Source organism: Burkholderia aenigmatica (assembly GCF_902499175.1).
GTDB classification, from domain to species: domain Bacteria; phylum Pseudomonadota; class Gammaproteobacteria; order Burkholderiales; family Burkholderiaceae; genus Burkholderia; species Burkholderia aenigmatica.
Genome location: NZ_CABVQC010000035.1, coordinates 21647 through 39364, shown reverse-complemented (window position 1 = coordinate 39364; position 17718 = coordinate 21647). Strand labels below are relative to the sequence as shown.

Genomic DNA, 17718 nt, shown 5'->3' with positions numbered 1-17718 from the left:
TCAATCCGGAACACCTTCGTCACGCAAATCCATGTGGATACCTTAACGATTCATCCATGCCCGTTTCAGGAATATGTCCGCATGCTCAGCTATCGCTGAGAAATTGCCCCAGGCCGTTGTACGCCGACGGCCGCGCACGTCGCAGCCAAACCGCGAAGCCGGCACCCGCGACAGCAACCGCCGGCGTCGTCCACGGCAGAAGCGAAACGACGGTCGAAGCCGTGCCGGCCATCAGCGATACGTTGCCGATCATTGCGTACAGGAAGTAAGCGAATCCGGCAAAGCTCAGGGCCGGAAACACGGCCCACCGGATGAACCGCGTTTCGCGCTCGCGGCGGGCCGCGAAGAAGCGGATGACCGCCAGCGCGGTCAACGCCTGAACGCACACGATCCCGATCGCGGACGGAATGCTGAGATACGGTGCAATCACCATCACCGGATCGACGCGATAAGCGGCAGACAAAGCGATCAGCGTGACCATGAGCACGGACTGCAGGTTCGCGGCCCGGACCGGCAGGCCCTTCTTCTCGCTCAATTGCGCGAGCCGCTTGAACGCAATGCCGTCGCGGCCGAGCGAATACCAGTAACGCACGGTCGCATTGTTGAAGCTGATGATCGCCGCGAGCATGCTGGTGATCAGCAGTGCGTTGGTGACCACCACCATCTGCTTGCCGAGCACCCGCTCCGTCACGGCGAACCACAGATCCGCGGGAGACTTCACCGCCAGCGCGACAACTTCGGCATAGCCGAACGCATTGGACATCTGCACCGTCGACACGACATAGATCGCCATGATGACCGCGACGCTGACGTAGGTGGCAATCGGAATGGAGCGGCCCGGATTCCGGACGTCGTTCGCGTAGATCACCGTCGTCTCGAAGCCCATGTAGGCGACCACGACGAACACCAGCGACGTGCCGAACTTCCCGGTGAACACGTTCGCCGGGTGCAGCGGTGCGAGGCTGAAGTGCTCGACCCCGCCGCCCGTGGCCGCGACCTTGAGGTTGAATGCGACGATCAGCGCGATCTCGACGATCATCAGCAGGAACAGCACGGCGCCGTTGAACTGGACGTTGTTGATCGCGAACGCATGCACGACGGCTGCCGCGCAGAGTGTACTGACCCACCACGGCACGACCAGGCCGGTGAGGTTGTTGATGAAATAGCTGATATAGAACCCGAGCAACGCGTAACACGCCAGCGTGATCACGAAATACGACGCGACCGCCATGAACGCGGCGCCGACACCCGCCGGCCGGCCGAGCCCTTGCCCGACGTACGCATACAGCGCGCCCGCATTGCCCACGTGACGGCTCATCGCCGTGAAGCCGACGGCGAAGCACAGGTAGATCAGGCCGACGCACAGGTAGGAACCTGCGATGCCGATGCCGTTGCCGTACGCGACGCCATACGGCACGCATCCGATCAGACTGGTGAGGGGTCCGTTGGTGGCGAGGACGAAAAATACGATTGCGACCCAGTTCAAGGGGCGCGTGGATGAGGATTCCGAGGTTACCGCTGACGTCTCCATGTCTTCTCCTTGTCGATGATGAGTGTGTCACGTGCCCGCGCGCGCGGCGAACAGCGCCCGCCGGCGTTCGGCATCCGGATCCTCCTCGACGCGGCAGACCCGGTCGAAAATCCGTGTCGCACGCGCCTCCGGTGTGTAGCGCGGCCACACCGACACGCCGCTGGCGGACGGATCGCCGTATCGGGCGAAATCGGCCCACGCACGCTGCACGCGTGCAGCCAGGCCGAACCGCTCGCCAGGCGTGTCGCCCGAATACCGCGCGTTCGGGAGATCGGCGTCATCCCAGGCCGGCGATGGGTAGTCGAGCATGCCGAACACGAACGGGATTTCGGCGCCGTGAATCGAGTAATGGCCGCCGCAGCACGGATATGCCCAGTCGAACCGGTACATGAACGTGTTCGCATGCCGGCTGTTGCGTTCCGCCAGCGCGACCGCGGGCTTCCAGAACAGGACGTCGGTCAGGTCCCGGCCGATCGAGCGAGGCGGTATCGCACGCGTACGCGATGCGACGTCAGCCGCTGCCCGCGCATCGTCCGGGCCGATGCTGAATGGCCTCAGGCCGTCCTCCAGCGCATCGCGGTAGCCGACCGGCTCGAGCGGGCCGTGCGCGAGCAGCTGCGGGGGCAGGAAGTACGCCGACTCGTGCCGGGTCGTGCCGATCATCATCGGCACCGATGCGCGCGGGATGCTCGACGCATCGATGACGACACCGTCGTCGACGGGCCAGAACGCGGTATAGCCGTACCGGTCGATCAGGCGGCGCGCGGCCGCAAGCGCCAGTTCGTCGCTGATCGCATCGAGTGCGCCGATGTCGGCGCCAAGCATCGACAGGAATGCGTCGGCCCTGACCTGTGCCTGCGCTCGCGACAGCATGGTGAGAAAGGCCCCGCTCTGGACGATCGCCTTGTGAAACAGGCCCTCGGCCGACGGCATCATCGTGAGCGCGCAGATCTTCCCGCCACCGCCCGATTCGCCGAACAGCGTCACGTTGTCTGCATCGCCGCCAAACGCACCGATGTGTGCCGCAATCCATTCGAGCGCCAGCACGATATCCTGCTGCCCCACGTTCGCAGCAGTCGACGGGCTGTCGCCCCGATCGCCGAAATGCAGGTAACCGAAGACGTTGAGGCGATGGTTGATCGACACGACCACCACCTGCTCCTGCTCGGCGAGCACGCGTCCGTCGTACAGGGGCAGGTTGGCGGACCCGGACAGATAGGCCCCGCCATGCAACCACACCATCACCGGCAAGCGATCGCCGGGCGCCGCCGACGCAGGCGTCCAGACGTTGAGATTGAGGCAGTCCGCCGAGTGGTCTCCATCGAACTGCCATGCGGGCAAGTCGTCGTTGACCTGCGGACACGCATCGCCGTAGCCGCGGCAATCGCGGATTCCGTCCCATGCTGGCGCCGGCACGGGCGGCCTGAACCGCAAGTCGCCGATCGCAGCCTTTCCGTAAGGAATGCCAAGAAATCGACAGATGCCATCGTTGCAGCTGCCGCGGATACTGCCCTGCGGAAGCGTCAGCACGCCATCGCGGCGCGCGATGCAGTCGTCGATCGTGGAGAGGCTTGCATGTTCGTTCATCGTTCTATCCATGCCCGGGTAGAGGGGTTCGAGGTTCGTTGACGTGATGTATACCGTCCAGCCGGTACAGTACCGAACTCAAAAAAAATGGCAAAGGGAATTTGTATAATGCACCGTCCAGCCGGTACGGCTTATTTCGGTGCATTTTCCGCGCAATTCCCGATGAACGAGAATATTGATAGCGAAATTGGCGACACCAAGAGAAAAATATTCGAAGCCTCACGAAAAATCCTGCAGGACAAAGGCATCCTGGGATTAACCCTTGCCGAGGCCGCGTCAGTTGCAGGCATCAGCAAGGGGGGGCTGCTCTATCACTTCTCGAGCAAGTCGGAACTCCTCGCAGGGCTGCTGCATTTCGAAGCGACCACCTTCGAGCAGGCCGTGACCGACGCCGCACTGGCGGACGGCCAGCCCGGGGCCTGGACCCGCGCGTACATCATCGCAAGCTCCGAGCAAGCGCTCCAGGGCAGAAGCTTGTCGGCCGTGATCGGCAGCCTGCTCCTGGAGCCGAGCCTGCTCCCCGTCTATGCGGGCCACGCTGCCCGCTGGACGGAATTGCTGAGCCGGGACGCGTTGCCGGAACGGACCGCGCGGATCATCCGCTTTGCCGTCGAAGGATTGTGGTTCGATGAAGTATGTGGGGTACGTCCGCTGGACCCGACGCAGCGCAAGGCATTCATCGACGAATTGCTGGCGATGACGCGCTCGAACGGCTGACGCCCGCCAACGTGCGGCGGTGGCTTGCCGACCCTGCGTCGATTCGGCAAGCCACCGGTTCGCTCGGGCGTCAGATGGCCCAGCCAGCCTTGATGCCCTGCGACAGCCGTTCTCTATCAACCCCATTGGCAACAATGCTTTCAAACATATCGTCACATTCCGATATAAGATTCGCCCATCGACGATACCTGGTTGCCCGACCGAAACACCCCACCTCTCCATGCCGACCGAACTCGACATCGAAGCGATCCTGAAAGCGCTCTCGAACCCCGTACGCCGGGAAATCCTTGTCTGGCTGAAAACGCCGGACGTGCATTTCCCGAACCAGACGCTGCCGTACGAACACGGCGTCTGCGCGGGCCAGATCGACGCGCGCTGCGGGCTGTCGCAATCGACCGTCTCCGCGCACCTCGCGACGCTACAGCGCGCGGGGCTCGTGACGTCGACGCGGATCGGCCAGTGGGCGTTTTTTCAGCGCAACGAGGCCGTCATCGACGCATTTCACGACGCCCTGCGCCGCGAACTCTAGCCAACACGGCCGAACCGGCCATGCGGGTTGCGGTCGCCCATGACGCGACGGCTGCCCGCCTTTCGTGAAGAGGTTATTTGCCATGCCCACCCTGTTCGATCCCGTCACCCTCGGTGACCTGACCCTGCCGAACCGCATCGTGATGGCGCCGCTCACCCGCTCCCGCGCGGGTGCGGCACGCGTGCCGAACGCACTGATGGCCCGCTACTACACCGAGCGCGCAACGGCCGGCCTGATCATTACCGAGGCAACGTCGGTCACACCGCAGGGCGTCGGCTATGCGGACACGCCCGGCATCTGGTCCGACGAGCAGGTCGAGGGCTGGAAGCAGGTGACGCAGGCCGTGCATGCGGCCGGTGGGCGCATCGTGCTGCAGCTTTGGCACGTCGGCCGGATCTCCGACCCGGTGTTCCTGAACGGCGACCTGCCGGTCGCGCCGAGCGCGATCGCCGCGGGCGGCCACGTGAGCCTCGTGCGCCCGCAGCGCCCGTACGTGACGCCGCGCGCACTCGAACTCGACGAAATCCCGGGCATCGTCGCTGCGTACCGCAAGGGTGCCGAGAATGCGAAGGCCGCCGGCTTCGACGGTGTCGAGATCCACGGCGCGAACGGCTACCTGCTCGACCAGTTCTTGCAGGACAGCACCAATCGCCGCACCGATGCGTACGGCGGCCCGGTCGAGAACCGCGCACGCCTGCTGCTCGAAGTGGTCGATGCCGCGATCGACGTGTGGGGCGCCGGCCGTGTCGGCGTGCACCTTGCACCGCGCGGCGACGCGCATACGATGGGCGATTCCGATCCGGCGGCAACGTTCGGCTATGTCGCGCGCGAACTCGGCCGCCGCAAGATCGCGTTCATCTTCACGCGCGAATCGTATTCGGGCGATCACTTGAGCCCGCGCCTGAAGGAAGCGTTCGGCGGCCCGCTGATCGCGAACGAGCAGTTCACGCTCGACACCGCGCAGGCCGCACTCGCGAACGGCAGCGCCGACGCGATCGCATGGGGCAAGCTGTTCATCGCGAACCCCGACCTGCCGCGCCGCCTCGAACTCGGCGCGCCGCTCAACAGGCCGGTGCCGGAGACGTTCTACGCGGAAGGCGAAACGGGTTACACCGATTACCCGGCGCTGAGCGACGCGGCCTGATCGCACCGCAGGCCACGTGCGACGAACGGACCGGCCTCGCCCGTCCGCTCGTCGCGCACCCCACCGGGCGAGCATGCAACGCATTCGCCCTTCCCGCTCACCGCCTGCCGTCCACGGCGGGCGCGTCCACGAACAACGCCAGACCGACCAGGCTCGCCGCGCTGCATCCCAGCACATACCACGCAGGCGCGTAAAAACTGCCGGTCGCGCGCCACATCGCACCGACGATCAGTTGTGCGAACCCGCCGAAAATCGTCACGCCGAGCGCATAGATCATCCCAAGCGACATCGCCCGCACTTCGGGCCGGAATGCATCGAGAATCATCACGAAACCGGCGGGACTCGACAGCGTCATCAAGCCGATCAGCACGATCACGACCGCGACCGCGGTAACCACCGACGGCCACACGCTCATCGCGTAAAACGCCGGCAGCACGAGCACGGCCGACGCGACGCACGTCACGCCCACCAGCCGCTTGCGACGACGCACGCGATCCGCGAGCCGCCCCGCGAACGGCGAACCGATCAACAGCACGGCACCCGCCGCGCAACCCGACAGCAGCGATACCGACGCCGGCATGCCGACGGTCAGCGTCAGGAACGACGGCAGGAAAAACACGATCGTATAGGTGGTCGACGTGCCGCCGATCACGAGCAGCGTGCCGGCCACGACCTGCCGCCACGGAATGCGCGCACGCTCGCGCGGTGCGCCGGCCGCCGCGTGCGGCAGCGTATCGTCGAGGTGACGCCGCAGATAGAAGCCGACCGGGCCGATCAGCAGACCGAGCACGAACGGTACGCGCCATCCCCACGCGTGCAGCGCCTCGGGCGACAGTGCGCGCGACAGCGTCAGCGCGACGAACGCGCCGACCAGCGTCGCGCCGCCCTGGCTCGCCATCTGCCAGCTCACCCGCTCGCCGCGCCGGCCGGTGTCGCCCGACTCCATCAGCAGGGTCGTCGCGGCGCCGACTTCGCCCCCCGCCGAAAAGCCCTGCAGCAAGCGCCCGATGACGATCAGCAGCGGCGCGGCGATGCCGATCTGCGCATAGGTCGGCGCGAAGCCGATGATCCCGGTGCCGAGCGCCATCAATGCGACCGTCAGCACGAGTGCAGGCTTGCGCCCGGCACGGTCCGCATAGGCGCCGATCGCGACGCTGCCGAGCGGCCGCGCGACGAAGCCGACACCGAACGTCGCGAGCGACAGCATCAGCGCGCCTACGTCGCTCGACGCGGGAAAGAACAGCTTGCCGATCAGTGCGGCGAAGAAACTGTAGACGGTGAAGTCGAAGAATTCGAGCCCGTTGCCGAGTGCGGCCGCAACGACCGTGCGGCGCGTCACGCGCGGCGCGGCATCGACCGGCGCGGCGGCCGTGCGATTCAGGGTATGCATCGGAAAATTCCCGTTCAGAAGTTGTGGTACATACCGAGCGACAGCGTCACGGGTGTCGTCCCGGTGCGCGGTGCGGTGCCGCCCGGTTCGGTCGGCAGCGGGTTGCCGTTCAGCAACACGGTCGAGATGCCGTAGTTGCGGATGAACCCGGCGCGCGCATAGAGGCCCGTGCGTTTCGACAGCAGGTAGTCGTAGCCGAGCATCGCGCCGAGCGCCGAGTCCTTGGCCGGCTGGCCGGCCGCGTCGCGTACGCCCGACGTATCGCGATAGACGACCGACGCGCGAATCGCATTGACGCCGAACGGCACGATCGCGCCGACCGTGTAGACGCGCGCGATGCCGTCGCCGGCCAGCTTCGGCGCGTACTGGTTGAACGATGCGGACAGCACGATCCGCCCCGTGTCATAAACAGCACCGAGCCCGTACAGGTCGTTGCGCACGGTGCTTGCCCCGTTGACGCCCCACACCTGGTTGTAGCTCGCGGCCAGATAGGTCGAGCCGTTGTACCACTGCAGCAGCGCGCCTTGCGCGGACGCCGTGGGCGCGCGCCCGGCCACGTTGCTCGGCGCATACATCAGCATCAGCGACGTGGTGCCCGCGACGATCGGCGTACGGTACGTGATGGCGTTGTCGACGCGCGCCGGCAATTGCGTCGCCCCTGGCCCGAGGTCCGAGTTGTAGCCGACGCCGCGGCTCGTCTGCACGGCTGCCGCGCCCAGCCACGTATAGACCGAGTTCGTGCCCACCGTGCCGAACACGTCGATGAACAGCGGCAGCGCCGTGCCGATCTGCTTGCCGAGACGCAGCCGCCCGTAGCTGTCCGACGTCAGGCCGACCCAAGACTGCCGGTTGTAAGTCGACTGCTTGTCCTGCTGCGCGCCGTTGTTCGCGAGAAACCCGCTTTCGAGGTTGAACTCGGCGCGCCAGCCGCCACCAAGGTTCTCACGGCCGAAGAAGCCGAATTTGGAGGTCCACTCGCCGCCGCTCTGCGTCTGCCACAGCGAATGGCCGCCGACCGTCTGGTAGTTGATCCCCATGTCGACCGAGCCGTACAACGCGACACCCTCCGTCAGTCGACCGTTGTACTCGGGCACCGCCGCCAGCAACACGTCCTGATAGGGCACGGCACGCGCGTTGCCTGCGCCGAGCGCGAGACAGGCCACGCCAAATGCAAATCGCTTCTTCATTCGCTATCCTTATTGTCAATTCGATCCATCTCCGGCCGGCGCGTCTCCTGTGCGCCGTCGTCAGCCCGCCTTCAGGAAGCGTTCGGCGATACCGGCGAAATAGGCCGCCCCCCAGCTCAACGCGGTGTCGTTGAAGTCGTAACCCGGGTTGTGCACCGAACACCCGCCCCGGGAATCGACGCCGTTACCGATCAGCACGTAGCAGCCCGGTACGCATTCGGTCATCCACGAGAAATCCTCGCTGCCCATCACGCCGTCGGGCAACAGCATGAGCGCGCCCTCGCCAGCCAGCGCCGAGATCGTCTCGACCGCGAGATCCGACGCCGCATGGTCGTTGTCCACGACGCGCGAGATCGACTGGTATTCGATCTGCGCGGTCATCCCGAACGCTTGCGCCTGCGCGTCGACGATCCGGCGGATCCGCGCCTCGATTTCGTCGCGCGTCGCCGCATCGAGCGCACGCACCGACAACTGCAGCGTCGCGGTTTCCGGAATCACGTTCGGCGCGGTGCCCGCATGGAACGTGCCGACGGTCACGACGGCCGGTTTCAGCGGATCGACGTTGCGGGAGACGATCGATTGCAGCGCGGTCACGATTTGCGCGCCCGCGACGATCGGATCGCTCGCGAGTTGCGGCATCGCGCCGTGCCCGCCTTTGCCCGTCACGGTGATCGTCACCGAATCGGACGAGGCCATCATCGGCCCGTAGCGCAGCGCGAAATGGCCGACCGGCACGCCCGGCGCGTTGTGCAGCGCATACACGCGTTCACAGGGGAAACGTTCGAACAGGCCGTCGTCGATCATCCGCTTTGCGCCACCGAGCCCTTCCTCGGCCGGCTGGAAAATCACGTTGAGCGCGCCGTCGAACCGGCCCTGTTCAGCGAGATAGTGAGCGGCGGCCAGCAGGATCGCCGTATGGCCGTCGTGTCCGCACGCGTGCATCGTGCGCGCCACCGTGCTCGCATACGGCAGCCCCGTCGCCTCCTCGATCGGCAGCGCGTCCATGTCGGCGCGCAGGCCGAGCGTGCGCGCCGACGCGCCGCGCCGCAATTGGCCGACGACACCCGTGCCGCCCACGCCCGTCGTCACGTCGTACCCCCATGCGGCGAGCTGTTCGGCGACGAGCTGCGCGGTGCGGGTCTCGGCGAAACCGAGTTCGGGATGGGCGTGGATGTCGTGGCGGATCGCCACGAATCGGGGCTCCGACTCGCGAATTGCCGCGAGTACGTGAGCAAGGTTCTGCGTCATGAATGGCTCCGTGGAATCGGCCGCGTCGCGACCGTCTCGGCCAAGCATAGAGACGCGTTTCGGGTCAAAAAACTCACGAATTTTGATGCGGATAACTTTTGGTAATATCTTCCGCATCATGAAAATTCATCAATTGCGCGCGCTCGTCGCGGTCACGACGGCCGGCAGCATCAAGGCCGCGGCCCGGACCCTGCACGTCACGCAGCCGGCCATCAGCAAGGCGATCCAGGAACTGGAGAACGAATTCGGCGTACCGCTCCTCGAGCGCAAGCCGTGGGGCGTCGCGCCGACGCCGGAAGGCGACGCGCTGCTGGGGCGCGCCCAGGCCGTCGTGCGCGAGCTCGAACGGGCGAGCGAGGACATGGCGCACATGAAGGGGCTGCGGGACGGACGGCTCGTGATCGGTTTCACGCCGATCGTCGCGGTGACGGGCTTTGCCGAGGCCTACGCCGCGTTCCGCCGCCACTGGCCGAACGTCGAGTGCGAACTGCGTGAACTGACGTTCAACCTGCTCTCGGAACAGTTGCGCAATCGCACGCTCGATCTCGCCTTCGTCGCCGTCACGGGCCCCATTGCCGAGTCGGTCGACATCAAGGCGATCCGCACGTTCGACACCGCATTCGTCACTCGCGAGAACGGGCGCTTCGCCGGCGCGACATCGCTCGAGGCGCTGCGCGACGCGGAATGGATCCACGCCGACGCAAGCGACAACTTCCCCACGTACATCCGTGACCTGCATGCGCACGCGGGCCTGCCCCCGCCGCGCTGCATCACGCGCTGCACGTCGTATGCGCTGTTCTACAGCCTGATGATGACCAACGATGCGATTTTCTCGTGGACCCGGCTCTCGCTCGCGGAAACCGTGTTCGGCCAGAAGCTGACGCCGCTGCCGCTACCGTTGTCGCCGCCACCGCTGCAGTTGTACCGGCTTACGCCGCCGGGGCTGCAACTGACGCGGCCCGCTTCGGACTTTCTGGCGCACGTGGAAGCCGCGTTCGCGTCGCTGCCGTTGACCGGGAGCGACGCATTGCGCTGACAACGAATCGGGCTGCAGCCGACACCATGGCTCGCCGGGCCTGCTCAGCCCGAAACGCGCAACCGCATGAATACGCGCTGTGTCTCGTCGAGCCCGAGCGACACGTGATACGCGCGAATGGTACGCAGCATATCGTCGAGCATCGCGTCGTCGAGCACCTCGAAACCCAGGCGCGCGTAGTACGGCGCATTCCACGGCGCCTCGCGAAACGTCGACAGCACGACCTCCGCGATGCCGTCCTGCGCCGCGCGCGCCATCACCTGTTCGATCAGCCGCGCGCCGATCCGCTGTCCGGCATGCGACGGCGCGACATCCAGTTCTTCCAGATAAAGCCGCTGCGCATCCAGCAGCCGGTAGAACGCAAACCCGACGCACGCGCCGTGCGCATCGACCGCCACATAAGCCCGGCCGCCATCGATGCGCACGAGCACGGCGGCCGTATCGGTCGGCTCGGCTTCCGCGATGTGGGTCATGCCGATTTCGCGAAACCGCTGCGCGGCAGCCACTTCGACGGCGGCCATCGCGGCCGCGTCTTCCCGCGTGGCGGGACGGATCAGGATCGATGCAGTCATGACGGCAACTCAGGCAGACAGTCTGGAACGGCCGTCACTATAATCGAAACTTCATACGTTTCGAACGCCCGCCCACGAGGTCCGTCATGACGCTGTCCGCGCTCGCCGTCTTCGCTGTCACCCTGCTCGTCACCGCCGGCACGCCCGGGCCGAGCGTCGCCGCGCTGGTCGCGCGCGTGTTGACGAACGGCGTGCGGGACGTGCTGCCGTTCCTGGCGGCCATGTGGCTCGGCGAAGCGCTGTGGCTCACGCTCGCGGTCGCGGGGCTGTCCGCGTTCGCCCGCACGTTCGAGACGGGCCTGATCGTACTGAAGCTGCTCGGCGTCGCGTACCTGCTGTTCCTCGCATGGAAGATGTGGACCGCACCGACCGAGACCGGCGCCGACGACCTGCCGCGCGGCCAGTCGCCGTGGCGCATGTTCGTCGCGGGCATGGCCGTGACGCTCGGCAATCCGAAGATCGCCGTTTTCTATCTCGCGCTGCTGCCGACCATCGTCGATCTCGCGCACGTCGGCGTGACCGCATGGGCCGAACTGGTCGGCACGATGCTCGCGGTCCTGATCCTGGCCGACTGCTTCTGGTCGCTGCTTGCATCGCGCGCACGGACTTTCCTGACGTCGGCGCGCGCGAAGCGGATCGCCAACCGCACGAGCGCGACCGCGATGGCCGGTGCGGCAGTGGCGATCGCGACGCGCTGAGCGCATCTGTCCGGCGCACGTCGCGCCGCGCCTCCTCCATTGCCCCGGGAATCGACATGAAAACCTGGCTTTCGGCTGCCCTGCTCTGCCTGTCCGCCACGGTCGCGCACGCAGCCGGCGTCAAGTTCGCCAGCATTCCGGCCGACGCGGCCGGCCCGGAGCTGCGCGCGGCCATCTGGACGCCCTGCGCGACACCCGCACAACCGCTCACGATCGGCCCATTCCTGTTGAAAGGGCAACGCAACTGCCCGACCGTCGGCGACAAGTTGCCGCTCGTCGTGATCTCGCACGGCCATGCCGGTACCTACTTCGGGCATCACGATCTCGCCGAAACGCTCGCCGACGCGGGCTACGTCGTCGCGGCGATCAACCATCCCGGCGACACGCACACGGATATCAGCCATGCGGCCGACCTGCGGGAGCTGGCCGAGCGCCCGGATGACATCAAGCGTCTCGTCGACTACATGCTGGCCAACGGGCCCGACGCCGCGCATATCGATCCGGCGCGGATCGGCTTCTTCGGTTTCTCGCGCGGCGGCTATACGGGCCTCGTGCTGGCCGGCGCCAATCCGGATTTCGTGCACGCGCACGTGGCCTGCCCGGATCCGACCTGGCTGATCTGCAAGCAGATCCGCGACCGCGACGTGCCACGCCAGCCGCTGACACACGATCCGCGGATCAAGGCCTACGTGATCGCCGACCCGATGAACGAATTCCCGACCGCCGATACGCTGAAGGACGTGCACGCGCCGATCCAGCTCTGGGGGTCCGAAGCGGGCGGCGACGGCGTCGAGCCGGAAACGATCCCGGCGCTGGCCGATATGTTGCCGAAACGGCCGGAATTCCACGTCGTGCCAAACTCCGCGCACTTCGCGTTTCTCGCGCCTTGCTCCGAACAACTGGCGCACATCTCGCCCGAAGTCTGTACCGATGCGAAGGGATTCGATCGCGCGGCATTCCACGAATCGCTCGACACGAAGGCGCTCGCGTTCTTCAGCGCGAATCTCCGCTAACAGCGAAACGTCTTGCGCCAGACGCCCGGCGACGGTGCCTGGTCGTTGCACGCGATCAGCGCGCGCACCAGCGCCCAGTCGTCGTCATCGCAGAAGTCGAGCAGCATCGCGCCGTACGGGCCGCGCTGCACGCGCAACCGTTCGGCCAGCCGCGCATGAATGCCTCGCACCCTGCCGTCGCCGTGTGCGACCACCGACGGATTCGCACCCATCCCGGTCCCGCTGCAGAAGTTGATCGCCCAGCGGCCGCTGTCCGGCGACGGCAGGTCCGTCAGCAACGCGTCGATCGCACGCCACTTCCAGCCGATCGACGCGGCCACCGGCACGCGATATTCGTCCTGGATCACGAACGCACCATCGGGATGATCGATCGTGAACGTCGCGTTGTCGGGCCACGCGGTCAGGTCGATGCCGAGCGGCCGGCTGCTGCGAAAGCGCCGCAGCAGCACGATCGCGCCGCGCACGTCGCCGAGCGCCGGCAGCGGGCCGCCGGCATGCCAGCGCAGCCGCGGGTGCCGCGCGCGATGCGCGTCGAACGTCGCATCGAAACTGCGTGTGCACGCGTGCGCCGGCCATTCGTCCTTCACCGACATCACGAGGCATTCGCGCGGATGCGCATCGAGAAAACGCGCACAGGTGACCAGCACGTCGTCGAACGTCATGCCGAGCGCGATGCCGCCGTGGTGAATCGCGAACGCATCGCGCACGTGCCGGCAGCGGATGTCGAGCAGCCGCACGCCCTGCGCGAGCTGCGCATCGAGCGGCGCACACTGCGTGCGCACGAGCGGATCGTCGACGGTATACGCACAGGTGTCATGGCTGCCCGGTAGGGTCAGCGTATGCAGCGGCCGCGCGTCGTCGAGCGCCGACATCCAGTCGGCAGGCGGCGTGCACGTATCGTGGCTCGAAGGAATCATGAATCGATGAATGACAAGGAAAGAAAACCGTGGGTAACGGCGTCGGATGTCGCGGCACGCGCGGGCGTCTCGCGTTCCGCGGTGTCGCGCGCGTTCTCGCCGACGGCAAGCATCGCGCCGCAGACGCGTGAGCGCGTGATGGTCGCCGCGCGCGCGCTCGGCTACCAGGTCAACCTGATCGCGCGCGACATGATCACGCAGCGCAGCAGCATGATCGGCGTCGTGACGGCCGGGTTCGAGAATCCGTTCCGCGCGCGGCTGCTGTCGGACCTGATGGCCGCGCTCGGGCAGCGCGCGCTCACGCCGCTCGTGACCAACGCGGAAGATCCGCGCCAGGTCCGGCAATCGCTCGAACAGTTGCTCAGCTACCGGATCGCGGGCCTCGTGATGACATCCGCGTCGCCGCCGCTGTCGGTTGCACAGCAGTATCTCGAACACCGGATCCCGGTCGTGATGATCAACCGCGAGGCGAACCTGCCGGGCGCGGACATCGTCGTCAGCGACAACGCGGCGGGCGCCGTCCATGCGGCGCAGCGGCTCGTGCGGGCCGGCGCGCGCCGGCTCGCGTTCGTCGGGCCGCGCGGCGCGAGCTACAGCGCGCAATCGCGCGCCACCGCGTTCGAGCAGGCGATCGGGCGCGGCGACGCGTTCGACGCGACGCTCGCGCACGTGCTCGACACGCCGTCCGACACCCATGCGAGCGGCGTCGAAGCGGCGCGGCAACTGTTCGCGAACGGCAAGCGGCCCGACGGCGTGTTCTGCTCGTCGGACCTGCTGGCGCTCGGCGTGATCGACGTCGCGCGCAGCGAATTCGGGCTGCGCGTGCCGGACGACGTGCGCGTGATCGGCTTCGACGACATCCCGGCCGCCGAATACGACGCGTATCGGCTCACGACACTCCGGCAGGACACGCGCGGCCTCGCGCAGGCGGCAGTCGACCTGCTCGCCGACCGGATGCAGACGTTCGACGGCCCGTCGCGCACGCGCGTCGTGCCGGTCACGCAGGTGGTGCGGGCCAGTTGCGAGTAACACGGGGAGATCGGGCGCGGCGTTGCCGCGCGTCACTTCAGCCCGCCCGCGAACCCGCGCAACAGGTAGCGCTGCACGTAGCCGGCCACGGCCAGCGTGGGCAGCGACGCCATCAGCCCCGCGCTCATCAGGTCGCCCCAGTCGATGCCGTTCTCCGTCACGTAGCCGGCAATCGCGAGCGGCAGCGTGAAGCGGCTCGGCGTCGATACGAACAGCAGCGCGATCAGGAATTCGTTCCACGCGGCGATGAACACGAAGATCGCGGTCGCGATCAGCCCCGGCGCGCACAGCGGCAGCACGATCTGCACGAGCCGTCGAGCCAGGCCCGCGCCGTCGATGCAGGCGGCTTCCTCGTATTCGATCGGCACGTCGCGCACGAATGCGAGCAGCATCCAGATCGCCATCGGCAGCGCGTAGATCTGGTACGCGAGCATCAGGCCGAGCGTCGAATCGAGCAGGTGCAGCCGCTTTGCGAGCGCGAACAGCGGCACCGCGATCGTGATCGGCGGCATCAGCTTCAACGCGAGCACGAGCACCAGGAACAGCAGGTCGAGCCGCGCCGGAAACCGCAATCGCACGAGCGCGTACGCGGCTGGAAACGCGAGCGCCAGCGCGAGCAGCGTCGTGCCGAAGCCGACCAGCAGCGAATTGAACAGCGGCGCGCCGATGCCGTTGGACCATACCGATGCGAAATGCTCGAAGGTCGGTGCGGCCGGCCAGATCCGCAACGGATGATCGAGGCGTTCGAGCGTCGGCATGAAGGCCGCGCCGGCCATCCACAGGCACGGCAGCAGCAACAGCGCGAGCGCGACGATGCGCAACGCCCACGGCAGTGCGCGACCGAATGCGGCGCCCGTTCGTGCGCCCGTGATGACTGCGGGTTGCGCCGTCATGCGCGCCGCTTGCGAACCGTCTGCCATACGTACCCCGAGACCAGCAGCGCGGACGCCGCGAGCATCAGCACCGACGCGGCACTCGCCGGCCCGACGTTGAAGAAGCGGAAGCCCGTGTCGTAGATATAGGTCGACAGCGTCTGTGTCGCGTTGCCGGGGCCGCCGCCCGTCAGCGCATAGACCTTGTCGAACAGCTTGAACGTGTCGATCGAGCGCAGCAGCAGCGCGAGGCCGATCTGCGGCGCGGCGAGCGGCAGCGTGATGTCGCGCAGGCACTGCCACTCGCTCGCGCCGTCGGTGCGCGCGGCTTCGTACAGTTCCTGCGGAATCGACTGCAGCCCGGCGAGCACGATCAGGAACGCCATCGGCGTCCACTGCCATACGTCGACGAGCGCGAGCGACCACAGCGCGAGATGCGGATCGGACAGCCAGCGCACGCCTTCGATGCCGAACGCCGCGAGCAGCGCGTTCAGGAAGCCGTCGAAGTTCAGCCAGTTGCGCCAGATCGCCGAGCACACGAGCGTGGACAGCATCATCGGCAGGATCGCGAGCGGCAGCGCGATGCGCCGCCCCGGAAACGCACGCACGAACAGCAGCGCGAGTCCGAAACCCAGCGCGACTTCGGCGAGCGACGCGACGACCGTGAAGCGCAGCGTGTTGCCGAAGCCGGCCGTGAACGCGTCGTCGCCGAGCACCGCGCGATAGTTCGCAAGCCCGGCGAATGCGCGGCGGCCGGCCGAATAGTCGACCTGGCAGAACGAATCGATCAGCACCTGCGCGACCGGATACAGCGCGAGCGCGGCGAGCACCAGCAGCGCGGGCCCGAGCAGCGCGACGAACGGCAGGCTGCGGCCGAAGGCTTTCATGCGCTGTGTCCCGGCGAAGGTTCGACGCGCGCCGTCACTTGCCCGCCGCGGCCGTCGCCTGCGCGATCTTCTGCTGCGCCTGGCGCAGCGCCGCGTCGGGTGCGGCCTGCCCCGTCAGCGCGAGTTGCAGCTGGTCGCCGAGAATGCTCTCGACCTGCTGCCAGTCCTTCACGCGCGGCCGCGCACGGCCCGCTTCGAGCGCCTTCAGCTGATCCGGATACCAGCGGTACTGACGCACCAGCGCCGGATCATTGAACACGCTGCGGCGGGTCGGCGGAATGCCGATGCCGGCGAGGCGCGTCTGCGTGTCGCGTGCGGTCAGGTACGCGAGGAAATCCTGTGCAAGCTTCGCGTGCGGGGCGTCCTTCGGAATGCCCATCTGCCAGATGCCGAGCATCGGCGCCGGGCCCGCGGTCTGCCCGGGCGGCGGCTGCAGCGCGATCTGCCCGACCACGCGCGACTGCTTCGGATCGTCGAGCGCCGGCACCCACGCCGGCCACACCTCGATCGACTGCGCGGCGGAGCCGCGCTGCAGCGCGTCGCGCACTTCCGCCGCGCCATACACGTCGACGTCCTTCGGCGCGGACGCCTTCAGCGCGAGGAAGGTCTTCAGTGCGGCCTGCGCCTCACGCGAATCGATCGTCACATTGCCGGCATGGTCGAACACGTCGCCGCCGTAGGCCCACAGGATCGGCAGGAAACCCGTCACGACGGGGTTGCCCTTCGTGCCGCGGAATACGACGCCCGACACGCTCTTGTCCGCGCCGCCGACGGTCTGCGCGATCTTCAGCACGTCGTCCCAGTTGCGCGGCGGCTGCAGCTTGTACTTCGCGAGCAGGTCCTTGCGGTACGCGAACATCTCGACGTTGCCGACGATCGGCAGCGCGTACAGCGCACCCGTCGCGTTGCGGCCGAGCGCGACGGCAGACGGCACGAGATCGGCGTCCGCGAGCGACGCGGGCAGCGGCTTGAGCCAGCCGTTGCCGATGAATTCGGGTGCCCACGTGTCGTCCATCATCACGAGGTCGTATGCGCCGGTGCCTTCGCGCATCGACAGCTTGAGCTTCTGGTACAGATTCGCGTTCGGCAGCTTGAGCAGCTCGATCTCGGTGCCCGGGTGCAGCTTGTTGAAGCCGGCGACGGCGTCGGCCAGCCCCTTGCCGTAGATGTCGTCGCGGCCCGCGATGACGAGATCCGCGGCAACGGCGTGCGTGGCGGCGAAGGACAGCGCAAGGGCGGCGGACAGCGCGCGCAGGCGGCTCAGCAAGGTCATGAGGTCTCTCTCGTTCGGCGTGGTGGCGGGACGGCCAGGCGTTGCACACGTGTGCAACGCGGGCGACGCTTCTGGCCGCCTGAAGCGA

Annotated in this window: 17 protein-coding genes; 7 read left to right on the top strand and 10 right to left on the bottom strand. The window is 67.2% G+C overall.

Annotation, left to right across the window (positions count from 1 at the left end):
• Nucleotides 1-85: 85 nt before the first annotated feature.
• Complete coding sequence (locus BDO18943_RS23900) at nucleotides 86-1486, bottom strand: APC family permease (protein ID WP_235996177.1); 1401 nt, start codon at nucleotides 1484-1486, stop codon at nucleotides 86-88.
• A 72-nt stretch (nucleotides 1487-1558) separates the two neighbouring features.
• Nucleotides 1559-3118, bottom strand: a complete 1560-nt coding sequence (locus BDO18943_RS23895; RefSeq protein ID WP_235996176.1) for a carboxylesterase/lipase family protein — start codon at nucleotides 3116-3118, stop codon at nucleotides 1559-1561.
• A gap of 162 nt (nucleotides 3119-3280) precedes the next feature.
• Here BDO18943_RS23895 and BDO18943_RS23890 point away from each other — a divergent pair, with 162 nt between their 5' ends.
• The 3 genes from BDO18943_RS23890 to BDO18943_RS23880 all read left to right on the top strand — a co-directional run bounded on the left by BDO18943_RS23890 (nucleotide 3281) and on the right by BDO18943_RS23880 (nucleotide 5508).
• Nucleotides 3281-3835 (top strand): TetR/AcrR family transcriptional regulator, encoded by a 555-nt coding sequence (locus BDO18943_RS23890; protein WP_043181322.1) that lies wholly within the window; start codon nucleotides 3281-3283, stop codon nucleotides 3833-3835.
• Nucleotides 3836-4055: 220 nt separating this feature from the next.
• The gene (locus tag BDO18943_RS23885; protein WP_043179776.1) at nucleotides 4056-4364 is read left to right on the top strand and encodes an ArsR/SmtB family transcription factor; all 309 of its coding nucleotides are present in this window, start codon (nucleotides 4056-4058) and stop codon (nucleotides 4362-4364) included.
• An 82-nt stretch (nucleotides 4365-4446) separates the two neighbouring features.
• Nucleotides 4447-5508, top strand: coding sequence for an alkene reductase (locus tag BDO18943_RS23880; RefSeq protein ID WP_175024295.1), 1062 nt, complete (start codon nucleotides 4447-4449; stop codon nucleotides 5506-5508).
• 97 nt (nucleotides 5509-5605) lie between these two features.
• Here the strand turns inward: BDO18943_RS23880 and BDO18943_RS23875 are convergent, their stop codons facing one another.
• Genes BDO18943_RS23875 through BDO18943_RS23865 form a run of 3 tightly spaced genes read right to left on the bottom strand, consistent with a single transcriptional unit; the run spans nucleotide 5606 to nucleotide 9333 of the window.
• A complete protein-coding gene (locus tag BDO18943_RS23875; RefSeq protein ID WP_175024294.1) occupies nucleotides 5606-6898 on the bottom strand; it encodes an MFS transporter in 1293 nt (430 codons plus the stop codon).
• 14 nt (nucleotides 6899-6912) lie between these two features.
• Nucleotides 6913-8085, bottom strand: a complete 1173-nt coding sequence (locus BDO18943_RS23870) for a porin (RefSeq protein WP_175024293.1) — start codon at nucleotides 8083-8085, stop codon at nucleotides 6913-6915.
• A gap of 60 nt (nucleotides 8086-8145) precedes the next feature.
• On the bottom strand, nucleotides 8146-9333 hold the full coding sequence (locus BDO18943_RS23865) for a M20 aminoacylase family protein (RefSeq protein WP_175024292.1): 1188 nt from the start codon (nucleotides 9331-9333) through the stop codon (nucleotides 8146-8148).
• Here BDO18943_RS23865 and BDO18943_RS23860 point away from each other — a divergent pair.
• Entirely contained in the window at nucleotides 9332-10369 is a 1038-nt protein-coding gene (locus tag BDO18943_RS23860; protein WP_235996175.1) for a LysR family transcriptional regulator, read from the top strand. The two genes, BDO18943_RS23865 and BDO18943_RS23860, sit on opposite strands and share 2 nt — an antisense overlap.
• 44 nt (nucleotides 10370-10413) lie before the next feature.
• On the opposite strand, the gene BDO18943_RS23855 is transcribed toward BDO18943_RS23860, so the two are convergent.
• Nucleotides 10414-10941 (bottom strand): GNAT family N-acetyltransferase, encoded by a 528-nt coding sequence (locus BDO18943_RS23855; protein WP_175024291.1) that lies wholly within the window; start codon nucleotides 10939-10941, stop codon nucleotides 10414-10416.
• An 86-nt stretch (nucleotides 10942-11027) separates the two neighbouring features.
• Here BDO18943_RS23855 and BDO18943_RS23850 point away from each other — a divergent pair, with 86 nt between their 5' ends.
• Together BDO18943_RS23850 and BDO18943_RS23845 are read left to right on the top strand one after the other, a co-directional pair.
• A complete protein-coding gene (locus BDO18943_RS23850; protein ID WP_175024290.1) occupies nucleotides 11028-11639 on the top strand; it encodes a LysE family translocator in 612 nt (203 codons plus the stop codon).
• Between the two features lie 56 nt (nucleotides 11640-11695).
• Nucleotides 11696-12652, top strand: a complete 957-nt coding sequence (locus BDO18943_RS23845; RefSeq protein WP_175024289.1) for an alpha/beta hydrolase family protein — start codon at nucleotides 11696-11698, stop codon at nucleotides 12650-12652.
• On the opposite strand, the gene BDO18943_RS23840 is transcribed toward BDO18943_RS23845, so the two are convergent.
• Entirely contained in the window at nucleotides 12649-13569 is a 921-nt protein-coding gene (locus tag BDO18943_RS23840) for a phosphatidylinositol-specific phospholipase C (protein WP_175024288.1), read from the bottom strand. The two genes, BDO18943_RS23845 and BDO18943_RS23840, sit on opposite strands and share 4 nt — an antisense overlap.
• 6 nt (nucleotides 13570-13575) lie before the next feature.
• Here BDO18943_RS23840 and BDO18943_RS23835 point away from each other — a divergent pair, with 6 nt between their 5' ends.
• Nucleotides 13576-14598, top strand: coding sequence for a LacI family DNA-binding transcriptional regulator (locus tag BDO18943_RS23835; RefSeq protein WP_175024287.1), 1023 nt, complete (start codon nucleotides 13576-13578; stop codon nucleotides 14596-14598).
• Nucleotides 14599-14630: 32 nt separating this feature from the next.
• On the opposite strand, the gene BDO18943_RS23830 is transcribed toward BDO18943_RS23835, so the two are convergent.
• The 3 genes from BDO18943_RS23830 to BDO18943_RS23820 are packed head-to-tail and all read right to left on the bottom strand — an operon-like array spanning nucleotide 14631 to nucleotide 17630.
• Nucleotides 14631-15518 (bottom strand): carbohydrate ABC transporter permease, encoded by an 888-nt coding sequence (locus BDO18943_RS23830; RefSeq protein ID WP_374101901.1) that lies wholly within the window; start codon nucleotides 15516-15518, stop codon nucleotides 14631-14633.
• Nucleotides 15488-16357: a carbohydrate ABC transporter permease gene (locus BDO18943_RS23825; protein ID WP_175024285.1), complete on the bottom strand. Its 870-nt coding sequence runs from the start codon at nucleotides 16355-16357 to the stop codon at nucleotides 15488-15490. Before BDO18943_RS23825 ends, BDO18943_RS23830 begins: the two co-directional genes overlap by 31 nt.
• A gap of 34 nt (nucleotides 16358-16391) precedes the next feature.
• Nucleotides 16392-17630, bottom strand: coding sequence for an ABC transporter substrate-binding protein (locus BDO18943_RS23820; RefSeq protein ID WP_175024284.1), 1239 nt, complete (start codon nucleotides 17628-17630; stop codon nucleotides 16392-16394).
• Nucleotides 17631-17718 lie beyond the last annotated feature (88 nt).